Below are 20,129 nucleotides of genomic sequence, written 5' to 3' on the forward strand. Positions count from 1 at the left end.
GTGCTGGCAACTAACCAGCCTGCTCAATGGTGACCGAGTCACTGGCCGAATCCCCAAATTGCAAACTTGCCCAGCGGGCATACAAGCTTGAACTGGCCAATAACTGCTGGTGATTACCCGTATCAACCAGTCGTCCATGGTCCAATACCGCTATAGTATCAACATTAACCACTGTCGCTAAGCGATGTGCAATAACAATACTGGTTCTGTCTTGCATCAAGTGCTCAAGCGCTTGCTGAACTTTGTACTCACTTTCCGCGTCCAGTGCACTGGTCGCTTCATCTAACAATAGTAGTTTGGGATCTTTTAATACTGCCCTGGCAATGGCAATACGCTGGCGCTGGCCACCGGATAACCTGACACCGGACTCACCCACAAAACTGTCATAGCCGTTGGGCAGTTTCTGGATAAACTCATCGGCATAGGCTGCTTCTGCCGCTGCACGCACCTGCTCATCAGTCGCATCGGGACGGCCGTAGCGAATATTCTCTAATACCGAATTACTAAACAGCACCGGCTGCTGCGGCACGATGGCAATATGTTCACGCAGTTCCTTAGGATCCAACTGGCAGATATCGATACCGTCAAATAGAATTTTGCCTTCAGTGACATCGTAAAAACGCAAAATTAAATCAACCAGTGTCGACTTACCCGCACCGGAGGTACCGACCAATGCCATGCTGCTACCGGCTACCAAATTAAGTGTTAATTTATCCACCGCTGGGGTTTCTGGCCTTGATGGATAGTAAAAGCTGACATTATCAAAGTGTATTTCACCCTGTACATTCTCAGGCAGCGGCTGCGATTGCTCCGGTGCCTGAATCAAATTATCTGCATGCATCAGCTCTAACAGTCGCTCTGTGGCGCCCGCTGCTCGCTGTAAGTCGCTATAGACTTCACTGATAACACCCACTGACATCGCAACCATAAGCGCATAGAAAATAAACGCAGCCAGTTCACCGGCGGTAATTCTGCCAGCGATTACATCGTGACCACCTACCCACAGCATATAGGCAATTGCACCAAAGACCATGGCAATAACAATAGACGTTAACCAGGCGCGATGTTTGATACGCAGCAGGGCCACATCAAAGGCCGCTTCAACCTGCCGGGAAAAAGTATCACTGTCGCGCTGCTGGTGGTTAAAGGCCTGCACAATTTTAATATTTTTAAGTGACTCGCCAACAAAGCCACCAAAAACTGCCACTTTATCCTGACTGCTGCGGGAAAGGTTTCTCACATGACGGCCAAAAATAATAATCGGCATAATCACTAACGGCACGCTGATTAACACAATGACGGTTAATTTAGGGTTGGTAAAGAGCAGTAAGATGATACCGCCAATAAACAGCAAGACGTTGCGCAACGCCATAGAGACAGAAGAGCCGATAACGGTTTGCAATAAGGTGGTATCGGTGGTGATACGCGACTGGATTTCACCGCTAAGATTGGTCTCAAAAAAGCTGGGGTGCAGTTCAATCACTTTGCTATACACCGCACGGCGTAAATCCGCACTGACCCGCTCACCAATCCATGACACCAGGTAAAAGCGCGCAAAGGTGCCGATAGATAACAACAACACCATAAACATAAAGATGACAATGGTCTGGTCTAAACCGGCCCCGGCACCTTCGCCAAAGCCCTGGTCAATCATCATACGCAAGCCCTGCCCCATTGACAGAGTAACGCCAGCGGTGAAGGTCAAGGAGAATAATGCAGCCAATACATACCACCGGTAGGGCTTTAAAAAGCCCAACATCTCGGATAAGACCTTGATATCGCTACTGCTCTCGCGCTGTTCTGATGTATCGCCGTGCACTGAAAACCCTTATGACCGTTGATGACTAACCGCCTGATTAAGCGTGAAGCTATTATCACTGCTATAGGTGCTGGGTAAAAGGGCTGCCGGAGGCTGACAGAGCTATTTTTAGCCATATCTGCATGTTTTTTTACCTATTATCGCCATATTCACTGGTTTCTGCGCTAAGTGATTGAATAATACATAAAACATGCTGAGCATTATTGCTTTCGCTTAATCGGCTTATAGTCCACGCCAGCTAATAAACATTTTTCCCTGCGGGATAATTGTTTAATCTCAGCTTCGCGCTTACTCGCGGTACTACGATTTTGGCTGGCCTCCTGGAAAACCATCTTTTTAGGCTTATCAGAACGGAAAAACTTTGCCCCCTTATTTCCGGCTGCGCCGCTGTGCTCGGCAAAGCGCCGGTCAACATCGGTGGTAATCCCCGTGTAGAGTTTTCCACTTTGCGTCTCTACCATATAAACCCACCACGTTGATGCTTTTGTTGATTTTTTTGTGGCAGGCATCAGGCAATCACTTGGTTAGTTGTTTTAAGCCAGAAGTTGATCACTGTAATCCAATAGCCGTTCCAATATTTGCTGATCGCGCTCGCTAACATCCTCGCTATCTAATAGGGTTTGAACCTTTACCAAATAGTTCTCAAGGATAATACTGCCACCGCCATCAGCTTCTGTTAAACGCTGGTAGCGGTACTCTTGCCACTGCTGCTGCTCATCCTCGGTTAGCGATTCGGGGTAATTGCGCGCACGGTAGCGAAACAGCATTTCTGCCAAACGTGTATCTTCAAAATAGAAAGTATTATCTCGTAACTCTGCAGGCGTACTGGACCGCACTTGCGCCATAACACTTTTATCATTTTGGCCAAAAAAATCACCGCCATAGAGCATAACATCGGGATCCTTTTGCTCCGGGAATGATCGTGATGAAAATACTTCAGCCAGTTTTTCTGCCAAGGGTCCCGCCTTCATAATCTGTTGATAATGCTGCCGGGCTTTAGGTAAATCCAACTGTATACGCGCCGCCACCGCATCATCCATCAAAGCCGTAGTAGCCACTGCAGGACAGCGATTGGTATGAATAGTTTTCAGCGGAATTCTTTCCATCCCCTCCGGTAACTCTGCGGCGGGGGTATATAAACGTTCGCTAATTTTCTCAGCACTCAATTCAATCAAGGGCGAAGGGTCGACAGCCAGGTCATAACAAATAACACCATTTTTATTGGTCGGGTGCATAGCCAGGGGCATTACCAGGCTGGTACAAAAACGACTGGCGGGGATCATAGCCGAGGTATGGATGACCGGCTTTTTCTCGGCAACATTTAACAAGCTAGCTACTTCGCGTTTGTTGCGAAGCTTAAACAGATAGTCAAATAGCCTGGGTTGTTTCTGTTTGATTAATTTAGCCACAGCAATGGTGGCATGCACATCCGACAACGCATCATGGGCGGCCTCATGACTAATCCCATTAGCCTTAGTTATCTGCTCCAGTTTAAAGCTGGTTGAGCCGTCTTCATGGGTGGGCCAAATAATACCCTCCGGGCGCAGGGCACAACAGAGCCTGACCATATCGATAATATCCCAGCGGGAATTACCGTTTTGCCACTCCCGAGCGTAGGCGTCATAAAAATTACGATACAAAGTATATCGACTCACCTCATCGTCAAACCGGATGCTGTTGTAACCCACCGCACAGGTGCCGGGCTGGGCAAACTCTGCATGAATCTGGCGAATAAATTCCGCTTCAGGAAGCCCTTGTTCAAGTGCCTGCTGTGGCGTAATACCTGTTACCAGGCAAGCCTCCGGGTGCGGCAACATATCATCAGCCGGCTTACAAAAAATGACTAAAGGCTCACCGATAATATTAAAATCTGCATCGGTGCGAATACCCGCAAACTGCGACGGGCGGTCACGGGCAGGGTCGGTACCGAATGTTTCATAATCGTGCCAGTAGAAAGAAAAATCTGTCATGGAAAATAAATAATCCTTACAAGGGTGTTGTTTGCCGTTATTGTTCTGTGCTAAATTTTCTCTGTCAACGGATTATGACATACCAAACTTTGCGGAAGGAACTGCATCATGAAGATTAATCAAAATTTAAACACATTAACTCTCGCACCATCACCTTGCCCTCAACCTTGCCCTCAACCTTGCCCTCAACCCTGCCCTCAACCTTGCCCTCAACCCCAACCTCGCCCTAAAACAAATGGCTTTAGCCTAATAGAACTGCTTGCCACTCTCAGCGTAATCATGCTCACCCTGGCCATTGGCGTATCCGGGCTATCGCAATGGCTGCAATACCAAACTGAAAGTAGCCTGTTCAGATCCCTCACCCACTTGGCGACCTTCGCCCGGACCCGGGCAATTAAAGATAATCAATACCTCACCCTTTGCCCCAGTGCTGATAAAACCAGCTGCAACGGGCCATGGAATAAAACCATTATTGTTTTTAACGATAGCAATACTAACGAAAGAGTCGATAACGGAGATGTGCTCTATCGGGTGCTATCACTACCGGAGACAACACCCTGCCTGCTCTGGCAAGCCAGCCTTGGTCGGCACTACTTACAATTTAAACCCTCAGGGGCCAGCAATGGCACAGCGGGGCACTTCAGGCTTTGCGATGCCATTCACAACAGCAACAGCAAAAAACTTGTGATAGGCCTAAGTGGCCGAACCTCTTTAAGACGTTTTTAAATAATCAAGTTGGAGCAAGTTCAAATGAGCGATCAATTAAAAAACACGGGCGCAACCCTGCTGGAAGTGGTTATCACACTGTTTATTATGAGTGTGGGATTACTGGGTTTAGCCAGGCTGCAATCAACCGCCATTAAAGACAGCCTGGAAACCGCACAACGCTCACAAACTGCATGGCTGGTGAGCGAGATGGTTGAACGCATAAGAGCCAACCCCGCGGACAAGGCCAACAGTTACAGGGTAGAACTCTCCAGGGAAAACTGCTCAAAACCCGCCAGATATTGCTCCGCTACCCTGACAGAATGCACACCTTCCGAGCTGGCCAGGTTTGATATCTGGGATGTTTTTTGCGGCGAATCCTCCGAAGGAGTATTAGCCGACTCTGTCGAATCACTAAAGCTCTCCACCCTGTCAATCTCCTGCGACCAGAACTGTTCGACATCACCGGCTAACTATAACGTGAGTATATCCTGGCAAACTCGCGCTACGGGCAACACCAGCGATCCCAACACACAACAAATTACCATGAAGGTGAGGCCTTAATGAATACGCCAGGGCAACATGGATTTAGCCTGATTGAATTAATGATTGCCATTACCCTCTCACTGATATTAATGGCAGGAGCCATGCAGTTTATGGCTAGCAGTCGACAGACCTTTGAGCTAAATGGTGATATTTCCCGCATCCAGGAAAACGGCCGTATCGCGATGGATATACTGGTCAGGGAGTTACGGATGGCGGGCTATCGACATCCACTTAACGGTGACGGCAAACCACCTCATTACTTTAATTTTGAAAAAAACTGCACCGACTCCCATAGCAGCTGCACGCTTGATAGCCATATTAACAACCCTGCCAGTATTACCCATGGCAGCGACCGGCTAACAATACAGTATGACCCTCCCTCGGATGACCAGGGTGGTGTAGCCCGGGACTGCCTGGGTACAAAGCTGGATGCCACAGAGCGTCACAGCATTATTATTAACAGTTACACCATCCAAACTGTTAACGGTATTAATAGCCTCTATTGCAGGGGCTATAACAAAAGCAAAGCTGAATGGCTTGAAAAAGGAGCCCAACCCCTGATTGATGGCATCGATAATATGCAGGTGCTCTATGGCGTAGCCAGCAGCAGCAACAATAGTGTTAGCCGCTATCTGCCCCAAAGCGCATTAACACCGCAGGACTGGCCGAACATTAAAACCGTCACTATTGCCCTGCTGGTTAGCAACGGTTTGCAGCAAGGCTTTGCCCATGCACAAAAACGCCAATACCAATTACTGGATAGCAAACGACTCACAACCCCGGACACCGACCGACAAAGTCGAAGAATCTATAGCACGACCGTGCAATTGAGAAACAGCCATGATTAGGAGAACTAAATATGCATAATCAATTTCAACAAGGTGCTGTACTGATTGTCAGCCTGATTCTGTTACTGGTGATGACGTTATTAGCCATCGTAGCGATGGATACATCGCAACTACAATCGCAAATGGCCCATAACAGCCTGCTATCCCAACATCTGCACCAGATTGCCTTTAGTGAAATCCAGGCCCAGGCCAAAGCTCTGGAGAACTCGGATTACCTCGAGAAAATAACCACAGCAACCCGGAATATTACAGTGCTGAACTACGAGGGACTATCCAAAGATGGCGTAGGAGTAACACTAACAGACACCCAGACCTTAACCCATAATGCCGATGATGCTTATACCCTGTCTGGCGCGGTTGTATTTACGGGTAACACCGCACCGCCTTCAGGTTATAGCCTGGCTTTATATGTCGGGAAAAGCTATGAAATCTACACTGTCGCCCAATACAGCAACAAGCAGTCAGACAGCAAGCAATCAGGCTCAAAACAAACACAGGGTTTAAATCGCATCGCCCCATCATCTCATTAGACTAGTCAAACCAACACAAGGAGTGTGTTATGAAATATTTTTTAAAGCTACTGCTTATCACCCTACCGATAATCAACGGCAGTTTATCAACGGCAGATGATATTGATATTTATCTCCCTGATACCCATAAACAAACAACACTGCATATACTACTGGCCGTCCATCAAACCGATCAGGAAACCATAAAGCGCATTGTCGATAGCTTTTATCAAAGTCGAAGACCTGCGCTGATTGGACTAATACAAGCCAGTGAAAATAGCCTGGCCCATCCATTTATTGATATTAGCAAAGACAATAATCTTGAAAGCTTAACCAGGGCCATCAATCAAATCACCGCCACTCAAACCAAACCACCTGTAGACAAACTGTTGCGCCAGGCCGCCGGGCTTTTCCCCGACAAGAAAACAGCATGCGCAGAAAAACATATCCTGTTGTTTACCGGGCAAGCGACTAAGGCCAGTGAAAAGTTACCGGATGATATACAGGTCCATAGAATAGAAGCTAACCAAACCAATGATAAACAGACTGTCACTCGCATACTCAACGGCAGTATTAATCATACCATTGAGGCCAAGGGAAACTTTACAGCCCCTGCCATTGCCGTTAATGCCTATAATAGTTTGCAGCATCGCAATGATATGTATTTTGCCTTATTTAAGCCGAGCTTATCCGCACGCTGGGCTGGCAATATTAAAAAATACCGACTTTTCGATAACAAAATTATTGACGCCAATGGCGAAGATGCCATTCAACAAGACAAACATAACGCAGGCTATTTTAAACAGACCGCCTTAAGTTTCTGGACCGAATTAACGGACTGGAATCCCAGCGACGATAATAATACAGCCACCGTTGATGGCAGTGTTATACCCTATGGCGGCTATGCCTACCGGCTTAACTCTCCCGCTACGCGCAAGCTATATACCTACCTCGATGATTTTACGCCCAACAATGAGCTATTGGCCGCAGAGCCCTTAATCGTGGAAAACGCCAATATCACTGCAAGCCTGCTTGGGCTTAAACCCTCCGAAGATGATAAACGCAAAGCTCTACTCAAGTGGACACATGGTTATGAGATTGAGGGTTATGAGGTTGAGGGTTATGAGATTGAACTCGGAGAGCACTCGCCGAATTATTTTGTTGCCGACGTTATTCACAACCAGCCAGCGGTGGTTACCTACCGCACAATAAACCCCGCTACTGAAGACTTTGACGATACGCTCTTTGCAGGGTCTAACAGGGGATTTCTCCATGCTATTGATGCCAATACCGGCGATCCAATTTTTAGCTTTATACCCAGGCAGTTGCTCACCAACTTAACCAGCTATTATCAAAACAAGCCACCCCTTGCCGATAAACCCTATGGTTTTGATGCACCGATGACAGTATGGCGCCAGGACAGTAACGGCAATGGCAGCGTCGTAACAAGCTATGGCCACACTGACAAGCCGGAAACCGGTGACCATGTTTATATTTATCAAGCTATGCGACGGGGTGGTAACAGCCTGTTCGCCTTCGATGTCAGTGTCCGTAACAATCCCAAATTGATGTGGCAAATTAACGGTGATAAAGACCTTGATGGTGACGGCAGCAGTGATGCTACTCCGGGATTTAGCCAGCTGGGAGAAACATGGTCGCGCCCACAACTAGCTACCATCCAATGGAATTGCACCCGTGGCGACACCTCTGGCTGCCAGAATAAAAAAGTGATTTTCTTTGCCGGTGGTTATGATAATCAGCACGACAACGCCAGCCACAGAAAAAGTGGCCATGGTAATGCTATCTATATGGTTGATGCTGTTAGCGGCGAGTTACTGTGGAGTGCTGGTAGGCGCAGCCATGACCTTAACCTAAGCAATATGAACTACAGTATTCCGGCTAATGTCACCCCCGTAGACATTGATGGTGACGGCTATATTGATGCGCTATTTGCCATCGATATTATCGGGCAACTTTGGCGCTTTGATTTTAACCATAAGGCTCGCAGTCAAAGTGATTTTGCAAAAACCAGCTCCGGGGGAATGATTGCCGACTTAAGCGGCGCCGGCCGACGCTTTTATAACGCGCCGGACGTAGCCTATATCGCCCGCCGCGGGCAACCACCGTTGCTGAGTATTGCTGTGGGTAGTGGCTATCGCGCCCAACCCGAAAATACATCCATCAATGATCGTTTCTTTGTTGTTTTTGATTATTACCCATTAACGGCACCCCCTAATTACCGTTATGCAGATAATGCTGTGATTACGACCTCAGATATGTCCCCGGTCACACAAACCCAGAGACTCAATGACAGTGAAGAGAAATATAAGTACGGCTGGTATCTCAATATGGATAATGGCAAGGGTGAAAAAATTCTGTCTTCATCCATTACATTTAATCACCAACTTTTATTAACCTCTTATACACCGGGGAAAAAAACCACAGTTTGCAGCAAACAGGAGATCGATATTGGCACAGGGAAATATTATTTGTTAGACCTGTTTAAGGGTAACTCCGTGCTAACAGTTTCGGACTCAAGCAAGCCTTATGGTGAACTGCAACGCCAGGGTATTCCCCCGGAACCCACTATTATTTTCACCAGCAACAGTTCTTGCAGCTCAAATTGTAATGTCCAACATTCTACAGCTGACCAGGAAAATAACGTGCTGGTCTGTATCGGTACTGAGTGCTCAAGCCAAACCATTGACCTCTCCTTGCATAAAACCTACTGGAGAGAGCTATGACTATAAGCAGAATAAAAACAGATAATGGCTTTACCTTAGTAGAAGCGTTAGTGGTATTAGCGATTATCGGCATACTCGCCTCAGTAGCGCTGCCCAGCTACCAGTCCTATCTATTAAGGGGTAACCGAACAGGGGAAGCCCTGCCCTACCTTAATAACCTTATGCAGGCGCAGGAACGATATGCCGCAGAACATGGCAGCTATACCGAGGATTTAACACTGCTGGGCTACGATGCCGAACCAACAACACCGCAAGGCAACTACACCTTTAATGCTGTAGCCTGCGGCAGCGGGATTAGTGAATGTGTTACGTTAACAGCCCAGGCCCAGGGTAAACAAATCAATGATCGCAATGGTAACAACGGGAATATCAGCTTGAGTAGTCGCGGAGAAAAAATGGGGCTGGACTCACAGAACTAACAAAGCTAACAAACAAGGCCAGCCCGGCAATTTATCTAAGTACAAACGCGAGGCACACGCAAAGGCATTCGGGTTAAAATTTCATAGCCAATAGTCCCAGCCCATTCCGCCACTTCATTAGCGGTGAGCTCCTGCCCCCAAAGTACTACGTCATCGCCCACTGCGACACTGTCCTGGTCAGTCACATCAACGGTGATCATATCCATTGATACCCGCCCTACCAGCGGCACACGCTGGCCATTAATAATAACCGGCGTTCCACTGGGTGCCTGTCGTGGATAACCGTCACCATAACCCACGGCAATAGTGGCAATAGTTGACGGTCGCGTAGCGGTCCAACTGGCGGCATAACCCACCGACTCACCTACCGCGACATCTCGCACTGCGATAACCGCGGAGGTCAGGGTCATAACATGGCGTAGTTTATCCCCATGCTGATGAGCTTCAGGGAATGGAGCATTGCCATAAAGCATATAACCTGGCCGATTCCATTGCTGTCGTGTTTCAGGCCAGGCCAGCAAACCTGACGAATTACTAATACTCAGGGGGGCGTTTAGCCCCGCAACACAGTCCTTAAATGTTTTCACTTGTGCATCGGTAAAAGAGCTGCTCAGCTCATCAGCACAAGCCAAATGTGTTGCCACAACAATTTCATCGCATACATGGTTACAGGCTTTAAGCTGCTGATAAAAAGCTCCGACAGTTTCAGGGCGAATGCCCAGGCGATGCATACCACTATCGACTTTTAACCATACTGTCACTGGCTTGGGTAAACTCGCAGTGAGCAGGCTATCCAGTTGCTGCTGATTAGTTAACATCAACCAATAGTTTTGCCCAGCCGCCCTAACAATATCCTGCTGGCTAAAGCTACCTTCCAGTAACAGTACAGGTTTGCTAATACCAGCCTCACGCAGTTCATCAGCCTCTTCAATGCAGGCTACGCCAAACGCAGGAGCCATCGGCTCCAGGGCTTTGGCCACCGCGACAGCACCGTGCCCATAAGCGTTGGCTTTAACGATAGCGAGACACTGATCATCGGGCACCAAACTCTGTGCCAACTGAAAATTATGCTGTAGCGCCTGTATGTCTATAAGCGCTTTTGTAGGTCTGGACATAACCGATAAACCCTTAAAACTGTTAATAGTTGTATTTATGGGCGGAAAATAGCGCCTGCGCTTTTTCCCATATACCCCCTACTTTGCCATCGCCGACGGCTTTGCCGTCCACCTCTATAACCGGGGCCACCTCTTTACTGGAGCTAGTGATCCAAACCTCATCGGCATTGCGCAACTCTTGCATAGTTACAACACGCTCTTCAACAGGAATCGAGCCATCCTTACGCAAAACATCCAATAAAATAAGACGTGTAATGCCAGGCAGGATTTGCTCATCCAATGGCGAGGTGATCACTTTACCGTCTTTAATAATATAGGCATTAACCGCACTACCCTCGGTCATTTCACCACGCTCATTAAATAGAATTGTTTCACCACTGCCTTCACTATGGCCATGCTGGTAGTGCATCACATTGCCTAGTAAGGCGGTAGATTTAATATTACATCGTTTCCAGCGCAGGTCCTGGGTAGTAGACACTTTATAGGGCTTCACTACGTTGCGGTCTGCCACAGGCTCAGGAGGAATTTCAAAGGCAAAAGCAAATACGGTTGCACTAACACCTTCGGGATAAGCATGGCTGCGTTTGCTATCCGCCCCCCGGCTAACATGGAAGTAAATACCTAAATTACCGGCACCGTTTTTTTCACTTAAGGAAGTAGCAATCTCGCGCCACTGGTCGTGACTATAATCAAGCTGGATATCAATCGCAGCCAAACCATTATCCATTCGATCAATATGCGGACCAAAGCCAACCAGCTTGCCATTATAGGAAGGGACAACTTCATAAATGCCGTCACCAAATAAAAAACCACGGTCCATAGGCGAAATTTTCGCCTCTTCCATCGGAAGATATTCACCGTTTAAATATACAATACTCATAACTACGACCTATATTGATCAACTAAAATTTTAATCACTAAAACCCACTAACTGGCGCAATTGTGTAATCAGCTTTTGCCCCTCAGACAACGGCAGACTATCCTCCGTTAATGTTGGCTCACGGGTAACGCCATCGAGACTACCGCGCTCGGCGATATACTCTAGAAATTTCTGCGGATTTATCCGCGCCAATAAATCCTCTTGCTGCCAATATGAAAGCATGGCAATCAAACCATGGGCAGCCCAATTAGATACATCAGCTATCACCAACTCATCACAGGTAGTAACCGAGGGGGTAATATCCAGCGTTTTAATCGCCTCATAGATATTACCCATCCCTACTTCATTGCCGCCATCACCAATGGCAATGGTTGGATAACTGGCAAGCTTAAGGAAATAATCAAAACTGGCACAGCGGTCGCTGATATCTTCACCACGCATATTACAATAAATGCCCTGCTCTGAAAGGCCTGCGCGTTCAATGGATAACACCAACTCAGGTTGCAACTGATCTAAAGCCAATTGTGCCTCCGCCTCAGCGTTAGCCAACTCCCCAACCGCAATCTCATGCACACGAAAATCTGCGGCAATGGCTGTAGACATCGGGGCACAACAAACAATAATCGGCTTGGCACCAAGGTATTCCAGCGTTTTATATAACGCTATAGCACCTATAGGCCCATCGGTTTCAAAACTATTCAGTACAGGAAAGCCTGTACCAATCAACACCGTACCTTTGCAGGCTAAAAGCAATTTTGCTGCCCGCATATAATAGCCAGGCGTTAATGCCGACTGCACATCCCGCATCCCGCGTAAATTACGTGAAACCAACAAATCTTCTATTGACCGGCTCAGCGCAAGATCATCTTCCGGGTTAGTAGCATTCATTAAACTTAGCACCGCTGCAATTGAGCTTGCTGAAAACGGGCCTCAGCAAAATGTAATAAATTATGCGCCTGCTCCATAGACACCGCTTCAAATGAAACTTGAGCACCGGACATCAATTGCGACAATTTGGCTGTATCAATAGATATCATTGAACCGATCTTGGGGTAGCCACCAATGGTTTGGCGGTCATTAATCAATACAATAGGCTGACCATCCGCAGGAATCTGGATAGCCCCATGACATATACCTTCTGACAAAATACCATCAATAGATGACTGGATTTTTTGGCCCGTCAGGCGATAACCCATACGGTCGCAGCGGTCAGAGACTGTATACTCGCTGCTAAAAAAGAGCTGTTGCTGTACATCATTAAAGGTTTCTTGTTGATAACCAAGAATCACTCTTGCGGTAAACGCATCGCCATAGTGTGGACGATCATTACTATCAACACTGCAATGTTGTTGCGCATTAAAACTGGCGCAGGGTAAGAAGTCCCCCTGCTGCAAGCGATCACCTGTAATTCCGCCAATCGTCTCTCTGGCCACCGTGGCCGCACTGCCAAAACTATGGGGAATATCAAAGCCACCAGCCACCGCCAAATAACTGCGACAGCCCTGCTGTGCATAGCCTAGTTCGATTTGATCCCCCGCTTTTATACTATGACTTTGCCATAACTCGTAAGCTACGCCATTAATCGTTAAAGCCATATCAGCACCGGTTATAGCAATAACAGTATCTACCTGAGCCTCTAGCAACAATCCGCCAATGCTAATTTCCAGAGCTGTATTATTAGCAACCGAACCGTCAACTGCAGTTTCACACAGCCTGTTAGCCCAGCGAAATGCCAAAGGGTCCAGGGGACCCCCGTTGGTTAAACCAATACCATGAAAACCAAACCGACCCGTATCCTGAATTAGCGTTAACATGCCAGGATTAATAACCTTGAACCCACTCATGGTAATTCCCCTCCCAGTTCTAAAAACCGGTTGCGGGAAATAGTCTCAAACTGAACGCGATCACCAACAGCAACTGGCATACTCGGTTCTACCGCTGGGTCGAACATACGCTGGGGACATAGACCAATCAAATTCCAACCACCCGGTGATTGTGCAGGATAAACAGCCGTTTGTCGGTCTGCTATTCCCACTGCCCCTCTGGGCACTTTTTGCCGCGGCGTTGAAAGGCGCGAAGCCGCAATTTTTTCATTCACTTCACCCAGATAAGCAAAGCCCGGCGCAAAACCAATGGCATAAACGCGATACTCTTGCTGCTGGTGCAAATCGATAACCTGCTCAATGGATAAATCCGCATTAGCCGCAATTAGCTCCAACTCTGGCCCTGATTCAACGCTGTAATAGACAGGTAAAGTCACCAAACTCCCCTGCCCTGATTCGGCATTATCCAGATCGTTTAACAGTGCATTTAAGGTTTGGCTAATAAAAAAGTGATCAGTTTTTAACGCATCATAAATCAAGGTGAGTGAAGCATAGGAAGGAATTAAATCAATCAGTACTGAGTCTAGCGATGTAGCAATAGCCACTTTAGCGGCTTGCACACGAGCGGCCACTGCTGGTGATGCCTGAGCAGAAAAGCCGGCATCATCAAAATAAATAATCAGCGCATTTTCACCCGCTACCGCTATTCTCATCCGCCAATTAACTCGCGAATTTCTTGTATGGCTTGCACGCCAGCTTCGTTATCACCGTGTACACATAAAGTATCAGCCTGCAATGGGAGAGTATTGCCACTGACAGTAGTCACAGTGCCATCTGTACAAAGCTGCTGAACTTGAGCCAGCATTTTTTCTTTGCTGTGAACAGCGCCGGCTTTGGAACGGGCTAATAATTTTCCATCATCGTCATAACAACGATCAGCAAAGGCCTCAAAAGAAAGGTTAAGACCCAGACGGTCGGCTTCAGCTTTGTGCTCAGCGTATTGTGGGGTAGCTTGTAACATTAACGTTAATGGGCGCTGATAGTCGGACATTGCAACCATAATGGCGTTGCGCACATCTGGCTTTGCCATCATATCGTTATAAAGTGCACCATGAGGTTTTACATATTCAAGCTTCAAGCCTGCAGTCGCGGCCATGCCATCCATTGCAGCAACCTGATAATGCATTAGTGCGATAATTTCTTCAGTACTGCAATTCATTGAACGACGACCAAAACCAACAAGGTCTTGATAAGCCGGGTGGGCACCAATGCTGACATCATTTTTCTTTGCCAGTGCCAAGGTGTTACGCATAACCACCGGGTCGCCGGCATGAAAGCCACAGGCAATATTGGCTTGATCAATATACGGCATCACCGCCGCATCCATACCCATGGTCCAACTGCCAAAGCTTTCGCCCAAGTCACAATTTAACTGTAATGCCATAATATTGATTCCCGAAGGGTCTTATCCAAGGTCGATAACGAATGGTACTGCGGTACGACAAGATTAACGACTATTTTAGGAAAATAGAGAAGCCTTTTATCCTATTTTAGAAAACAAAACAGGATATCTCCCTAAAAAAGAGAAACAAAATATAGTAATAGCGCTGGTTTTAGCCACAAAGACCAAAACAACACCTAAAACGCTACAAAATGGATAATTTACTATTGGGGATATCCGTAACCAACATACAGCCCGGCTCATGGGTAATACAAAATGGTGGTTTAGCCTCTTCCAATACCGCCTGCGGTGTAACGCCACAGGCCCAAAAAACAGGGAGTTCATTGGGGTTAATGGTTACCGCATCACCAAAGTCTGGCTGGTTAATATCATTGATACCAATCAGCGAAGGGTCACCTAAATGAATAGGAGCACCGTGAACGGAGGGGAAACGGCTACAAATCTGCACCGCACGAATGGCGTCAGCCGCCAAAAATGGCCGCATGCTCACCACCGTTTTACCACTAAAGCGGCCCGCTGGGCGGCAATCAATATTGGTACGATACATAGGCACATTGAGATTCTGGCTAACATTACGCACATCCAGACCGTCAGCGATAAGAGGCTCTTCAAAAGAAAATGAACAACCCAATAAAAAGCTCACCAGATCATCACGCCAGTAGTCTTTAATATCGGTAACAGACTCTTTTAACTCGCCGTTTTCAAAAATACGGTAGCCGGAAATATCAGAGCGAACATCAAGGTCTTCACCCAAGTCAGGCAGCATATACTGCCCCGGCTGTGAAGCCATACCCACTAAAGGACAGGGCTTTGGATTAAGCTGACAAAACTGCAAAAACTCATTGGCCCAATCTTTTGGCAGAATCACCAGATTACATTGCACAAAACCTGCGGCACAACCGGAGGTATTGGCGGTGTGTGCGCCACTGCGAATGCGTTGGCGTAATGCTAGTGGTGAGATATCTGCAGACATAAACCATACTCTAGTATGTCATTCCCGCGAAGGCGGGAACCTAGATTCCCGCCTTCGCGGGAATGACGAGGTTAAAAGTGTTAGATCACTTTTATCGCTTCTTCTTCGATCTTAGCTTGCCACAATTGCGGGCCAGTTTTGTGGACTGACTCACCCAGGTGATCAACGGCTACGGTAACGGGCATATCTTCTAATTCAAACTCGTAGATCGCTTCCATTCCCAATTCAGGGAAGCCAACAACAGTAGAAGATTTAATCGCTTGAGCCACTAAGTATGCAGCACCACCGACAGCCATTAAATACACCGATTGATGATCTTTGATCGCTTCAATCGCGGTTGGACCGCGCTCAGCTTTACCGATCATACCTAACAAGCCAGTCTTTTCTAACATGGTGCGCGTGAATTTATCCATACGGGTGGCTGTGGTTGGGCCAGCAGGACCAACAACTTCATCACCGATAGGATCAACCGGGCCTACGTAATAAATAAAACGGCCCTTCATGGAAACAGGTAATTCTTCACCGGCTTCAATCATATCGACCATTTTCTTATGAGCCGCATCGCGACCGGTAAGCATTTTACCGTTTAATAATAAGGTATCACCGGGTTGCCAGGTTTTCACTTCTTCAGGCGTTACTGTATCTAAATTAACGCGCTTAACATTGCCCCCGGCTTCGCGAGTGACTTCTGGCCAATCTTCTAGTTTGGGGGGCTTTAATGCAGCAGCGCCAGAACCGTCCAAGGTGAAATGTGTGTGACGAGTAGCTGCACAGTTAGGAATAATTGCTACGGCCTTGTTGGCTGCGTGAGTAGGAAAGTCATTAACTTTGACATCCATTACGGTGGTCAAGCCACCTAAGCCCTGAGCACCAATACCTAGCTTGTTAACTTTTTCATGTAGCTCTAAGCGCAACTCTTCAGACCGGGTGCTAGCACCGCGCTCTTGTAGGTCTTGAATATCAATAGGTTCTAATAAAGCTTCTTTGGCTAACAGCATCGCTTTTTCAGCGGTGCCACCAATGCCTATACCCAACATGCCCGGAGGACACCAGCCCGCCCCCATCAATGGCACCTGGCTTAACACCCAATCTACAACAGAGTCAGATGGGTTTAGCATGGCAAATTTTGACTTGGCTTCACTACCGCCACCTTTGGCTGCAACATGTACTTCTACAATGTCACCTGGAACAATCTCATAATGAATAACACCGGGGGTGTTGTCTTTGGTATTGGTGCGGGCACCATCGGGGTCGGCAAGGATAGAGGCCCGAAGCACATTGTCAGGGTTCAAATAGGCGCGGCGAATACCTTCGTTACACATATCAGTCACCGACATATCCGCTTCCCACTGCACATTCATACCGACTTTTAAAAATACAGTCACGATGCCGGTATCCTGGCAGATAGGACGGTGGCCTTCGGCACACATACGAGAGTTAATTAGAATTTGCGCAATGGCATCTTTAGCGGCGGGGTTCTGCTCACGCTGGTAGGCTTTATCCATCGCCTGGATAAAATCCACTGGGTGGTAGTAGGAAATATATTGCAGCGCGCCGGCTACGCTTTCGATCAAATCTTCTTGACGGATGACAGTCATCGGAGACGAACCTCTCGTTCGGTAAGGACTTTTGAAAAAAATAGGAGCGCCATTATACACGAAGGGGTCATTCCCGCGAAGGAACGTTATTCCCGCGAAAGCGGGAATGACTACTTAGGGAGTAGTGCCCTGCATCTGACCAACATTCTGCTTTAAAGTACCCAAGTCACGGTTAACCTGACGACGGAAACCATTAATAGACTCAATCCATTCTTCAGTACCTTTAACACGAAGATCCAATTTACCGATATCGGCACTCACACGGTTGGTCTTATCGGCCACTAGCTCAAGGGACTTTTCCTGCTGATTTAGCACTAACTGATTCTCAGCCACCTGGGAGTGTAACTGTTGGGCTTTGTTTAACTGTTGGCTTAAACCGGCAACCACATCATCTCGCTTGCTCATCTGCTTTTTGGCAGAGACTATAAAGGCATCACTGGCGACAATACTGTCGGCATGCTTTTTCAAGAGAGCATCATGCTCTGCGAAGCGAGCCTTGCTCTTCTTCCAGACATTATCCCAAAGCTTGCGGACTTCGGTGTCCAGCTCCCGCAATTTGACCTTCATCGCTGCACTGGACTCCCCCATACTTTCATCCGTCACCATCAGGCGACGCTCCAAATCACCGATCCGTAACTCATAGTTCTGCAGAGACTTCTCGGCGATTTGTAGTTTTTGGTGCAGATAACCAGCCCAAGCGGCTGTGGCCAGTAATACCAACACCACCAACGTCAATATTGATTTTGTGGCCACGGAGGCACTGCCAGCGGTACCACCCACGTCAGGCACCTCACCCAAACTTGCTGCCAGCGACCCTTTTGCTTGAGTACGCTGGAAGGAAGCAATCTCATCATGGGCGGGGGTTATTTTAGGTATATGACCAATATGGTCATCGTCTCGTCGGGACATAAAGATATTCACACTGTTCAGGAAAATTAAATAAGCGATAAATTAGCCGCAATTATCGCATGGTCATATTGGCTCTGGCACCGGTAAGTTCGCGCTCAGCACGCAGATCTGCATTAAACATAGCAAAAAATTTCGCCGATGCGGCTGTTTAGCGCATTAATAGACTCCAAAATACGTTTTGGGTTTCCTTTTCGCAATAAATAGCCTATATAATTATATTAAATTCAGTGCCTTAGCTCTTTCGGGATCTTCTGAGCTGAGTCTTTCGAAAAATAAACACACAAGTCTTAGGGGGCTGTTATGGATTCTTTTATAAGTATTGATCTTTTATTCCGTTGGTTACACGTTTTATTTGGTATTACGTGGATTGGCCTTTTGTACTACTTCAACTTTATTCAGGGCGAATACTTCAAAGAAGCTGAGCCAGATGCCAAAGCTGACGCTACCAAAAAACTGGCACCACGTGCTCTATGGTGGTTCCGCTGGGGTGCGATGTTCACCTTCCTGACCGGTGTTATCATGCTTGAAATTATCCGCACTGCGCACGGCTGGGACTCTTATATTGTTGTAGGCTCCTTAACCGGTACCTTTATGTTCTTGAATGTATGGTTGATTATCTGGCCAAACCAGAAAATCGTTTGTGGCATTGTTGAAGGCGACGCTGCTGCTGCAGCCCCTAAAGCACTGCTGGCCTCAAGAACCAATACCCTTTTCTCTACATTGATGTTGGTCGGTATGCTGGGTTCTTTCCACGGTGGCGGCCAGGCTTCTTACCTTGTAAATCAGGGTTTAAGCACAGGCCTGATGGCTGTTCTCGCCATTGTTGTACTGTTAGAGGCTAACGCTATCTTCGGTAAGATTGGCCCAATGGCATCGGTTAAAGGTGTTATTCACTGCTCTCTTGCACTGACTGTTATTGGCTTAGGCTTGATGCAGTATGTTTAAGTAGTAGTAGATAGACTTTAAAGCCCGGCTTGTCCGGGCTTTTTTGTGTCTGTGATTTCTTAACTCTGTCATTCCCGCGGAGGCGGGAATCTACAGTGCTGGGTCCCCGCCTGCGCGGGGATGACGCTGATGGGGGATAATCAGACAAAAAAAAGCCCCGACAATGTCGAGGCTCTTTACAAGTGCTAAGCGATGCTGTCGGGTAAGGAGCAGCCATTGCTGGCCGCCCCTCCCCTAAGAACCGTACGTGCGAGTTTCCCCGCATACGGCTCAAGCCTTACAAAGCCCGCCATTACTGGCGAACCGGCTTACTCACCTCCAATCCAAGGCTGTGCACTTGGTAGTGACAGTTGGGATGCAACAGGACGAGATTTTCCAGCTTATCGCTGCCTCCTTTATAACGCTCAACTAGGTGATGGATATTCCATCCCGCATCGTGCGTTATGTGCTGATTACACACAAGACAACGTTTTTGCTGTTCAATCCAAAGCGTAAGCAATTTCCGTTTTCCCTTCTCGGAGTCCCTCCAAACCCGCTCAAGGCGCTGCTCGAAGTATGGTTCCCAAGTCGGATCATACGGATTAGCTTCCGCTTTTATCTTCCTATGTCGCTTGATAGGCGTATCGCAGGCATAAACCAAGTAACTTGGTTGTCCGCCTGGTCGGATACCCTGGAACACCCATTGACGTTGGCCGACCGGATTAAAGTACTTCTTTTTAATCCAGCGTTTGTGGCGGTTACAATGTCGCCGCCGACACCATTGCCATAGGAGCTTCCAGATACGGTAGTCCACGTACTTAAAGGTTTCCTTCGCGACAATACCCCTGTGATAGTTAGCCCAGCCTCGAATAATCGGGTTGAGTT

General features: G+C 47.5%; 20 protein-coding genes. 7 read left to right on the top strand and 13 right to left on the bottom strand.

All coding sequences use genetic code 11. The features are described from left to right. Window positions 1–10 precede the first annotated feature (10 nt). The 3 genes from P8H32_RS08665 to sbcB all read right to left on the bottom strand — a co-directional run bounded on the left by P8H32_RS08665 (window position 11) and on the right by sbcB (window position 3,789). Window positions 11–1,819, bottom strand: a complete 1,809-nt coding sequence (locus P8H32_RS08665; protein WP_301089194.1) for an ABC transporter transmembrane domain-containing protein — start codon at window positions 1,817–1,819, stop codon at window positions 11–13. Window positions 1,820–2,019: 200 nt separating this feature from the next. Continuing rightward, entirely contained in the window at window positions 2,020–2,328 is a 309-nt protein-coding gene (locus P8H32_RS08670; protein WP_297292281.1) for a GIY-YIG nuclease family protein, read from the bottom strand. A gap of 24 nt (window positions 2,329–2,352) precedes the next feature. Beyond that, a complete protein-coding gene (gene sbcB / locus P8H32_RS08675) occupies window positions 2,353–3,789 on the bottom strand; it encodes an exodeoxyribonuclease I (protein WP_297292282.1) in 1,437 nt (478 codons plus the stop codon). Between the two features lie 279 nt (window positions 3,790–4,068). Between sbcB and P8H32_RS08680 the strand changes: the two genes are divergently transcribed. From P8H32_RS08680 to P8H32_RS08705, 6 genes are read left to right on the top strand one after another with little or no spacing between them, the layout of a single operon-like run. Then, window positions 4,069–4,515, top strand: a complete 447-nt coding sequence (locus tag P8H32_RS08680; protein ID WP_301089195.1) for a GspH/FimT family pseudopilin — start codon at window positions 4,069–4,071, stop codon at window positions 4,513–4,515. 24 nt (window positions 4,516–4,539) lie between these two features. Beyond that, window positions 4,540–5,058 (top strand): type IV pilus modification protein PilV, encoded by a 519-nt coding sequence (gene pilV, locus P8H32_RS08685; RefSeq protein ID WP_297292284.1) that lies wholly within the window; start codon window positions 4,540–4,542, stop codon window positions 5,056–5,058. After that, window positions 5,058–5,888 (top strand): PilW family protein, encoded by an 831-nt coding sequence (locus P8H32_RS08690; protein ID WP_301089196.1) that lies wholly within the window; start codon window positions 5,058–5,060, stop codon window positions 5,886–5,888. The genes pilV and P8H32_RS08690 overlap by 1 nt, the downstream gene beginning before the upstream one ends. 11 nt (window positions 5,889–5,899) lie before the next feature. Further along, a complete protein-coding gene (locus P8H32_RS08695) occupies window positions 5,900–6,418 on the top strand; it encodes a PilX N-terminal domain-containing pilus assembly protein (protein ID WP_301089197.1) in 519 nt (172 codons plus the stop codon). A gap of 29 nt (window positions 6,419–6,447) precedes the next feature. After that, the gene (locus P8H32_RS08700; protein WP_301089198.1) at window positions 6,448–9,141 is read left to right on the top strand and encodes a PilC/PilY family type IV pilus protein; all 2,694 of its coding nucleotides are present in this window, start codon (window positions 6,448–6,450) and stop codon (window positions 9,139–9,141) included. Continuing rightward, window positions 9,138–9,560, top strand: coding sequence for a type IV pilin protein (locus tag P8H32_RS08705; RefSeq protein WP_301089199.1), 423 nt, complete (start codon window positions 9,138–9,140; stop codon window positions 9,558–9,560). The genes P8H32_RS08700 and P8H32_RS08705 overlap by 4 nt, the downstream gene beginning before the upstream one ends. Window positions 9,561–9,595: 35 nt before the next feature. Here the strand turns inward: P8H32_RS08705 and alr are convergent, their stop codons facing one another. The 9 genes from alr to P8H32_RS08750 all read right to left on the bottom strand — a co-directional run bounded on the left by alr (window position 9,596) and on the right by P8H32_RS08750 (window position 18,320). Then, window positions 9,596–10,675, bottom strand: a complete 1,080-nt coding sequence (gene alr, locus P8H32_RS08710; protein WP_297292289.1) for an alanine racemase — start codon at window positions 10,673–10,675, stop codon at window positions 9,596–9,598. 22 nt (window positions 10,676–10,697) lie between these two features. After that, window positions 10,698–11,555 carry a D-amino acid aminotransferase gene (locus P8H32_RS08715; RefSeq protein WP_301089200.1) on the bottom strand — a complete coding sequence of 286 codons (858 nt, stop codon included), beginning with the start codon at window positions 11,553–11,555 and terminating at the stop codon, window positions 10,698–10,700. Between the two features lie 30 nt (window positions 11,556–11,585). After that, window positions 11,586–12,443 (bottom strand): glutamate cyclase domain-containing protein, encoded by an 858-nt coding sequence (locus P8H32_RS08720; RefSeq protein ID WP_297292291.1) that lies wholly within the window; start codon window positions 12,441–12,443, stop codon window positions 11,586–11,588. Between the two features lie 5 nt (window positions 12,444–12,448). Continuing rightward, window positions 12,449–13,399, bottom strand: a complete 951-nt coding sequence (locus P8H32_RS08725) for a biotin-dependent carboxyltransferase family protein (protein ID WP_297292292.1) — start codon at window positions 13,397–13,399, stop codon at window positions 12,449–12,451. Beyond that, window positions 13,396–14,091 carry a 5-oxoprolinase subunit PxpB gene (pxpB, locus tag P8H32_RS08730; protein ID WP_301089201.1) on the bottom strand — a complete coding sequence of 232 codons (696 nt, stop codon included), beginning with the start codon at window positions 14,089–14,091 and terminating at the stop codon, window positions 13,396–13,398. Before pxpB ends, P8H32_RS08725 begins: the two co-directional genes overlap by 4 nt. After that, the gene (locus tag P8H32_RS08735; protein ID WP_297292294.1) at window positions 14,088–14,822 is read right to left on the bottom strand and encodes a 5-oxoprolinase subunit PxpA; all 735 of its coding nucleotides are present in this window, start codon (window positions 14,820–14,822) and stop codon (window positions 14,088–14,090) included. The genes pxpB and P8H32_RS08735 overlap by 4 nt, the downstream gene beginning before the upstream one ends. 202 nt (window positions 14,823–15,024) lie before the next feature. Next, window positions 15,025–15,813 (bottom strand): putative hydro-lyase, encoded by a 789-nt coding sequence (locus P8H32_RS08740; RefSeq protein ID WP_297292295.1) that lies wholly within the window; start codon window positions 15,811–15,813, stop codon window positions 15,025–15,027. Window positions 15,814–15,893: 80 nt separating this feature from the next. Continuing rightward, the gene (locus tag P8H32_RS08745) at window positions 15,894–17,411 is read right to left on the bottom strand and encodes a fumarate hydratase (RefSeq protein WP_301089202.1); all 1,518 of its coding nucleotides are present in this window, start codon (window positions 17,409–17,411) and stop codon (window positions 15,894–15,896) included. Between the two features lie 114 nt (window positions 17,412–17,525). Continuing rightward, window positions 17,526–18,320 carry a hypothetical protein gene (locus tag P8H32_RS08750; RefSeq protein ID WP_297292297.1) on the bottom strand — a complete coding sequence of 265 codons (795 nt, stop codon included), beginning with the start codon at window positions 18,318–18,320 and terminating at the stop codon, window positions 17,526–17,528. Between the two features lie 300 nt (window positions 18,321–18,620). Here P8H32_RS08750 and P8H32_RS08755 point away from each other — a divergent pair, with 300 nt between their 5' ends. Beyond that, the gene (locus tag P8H32_RS08755; RefSeq protein WP_297292298.1) at window positions 18,621–19,265 is read left to right on the top strand and encodes an antitermination protein NusG; all 645 of its coding nucleotides are present in this window, start codon (window positions 18,621–18,623) and stop codon (window positions 19,263–19,265) included. Between the two features lie 292 nt (window positions 19,266–19,557). On the opposite strand, the gene P8H32_RS08760 is transcribed toward P8H32_RS08755, so the two are convergent. Further along, window positions 19,558–20,129, bottom strand: a 572-nt coding sequence (locus P8H32_RS08760; RefSeq protein ID WP_301089203.1) for a group II intron maturase-specific domain-containing protein, incomplete at its 5' end; no start/stop codon positions are given.

This window comes from Oceanicoccus sp. (assembly GCF_029238675.1).
In the GTDB taxonomy this organism is placed as follows: Bacteria; Pseudomonadota; Gammaproteobacteria; order Pseudomonadales; family Dasaniaceae; genus Oceanicoccus.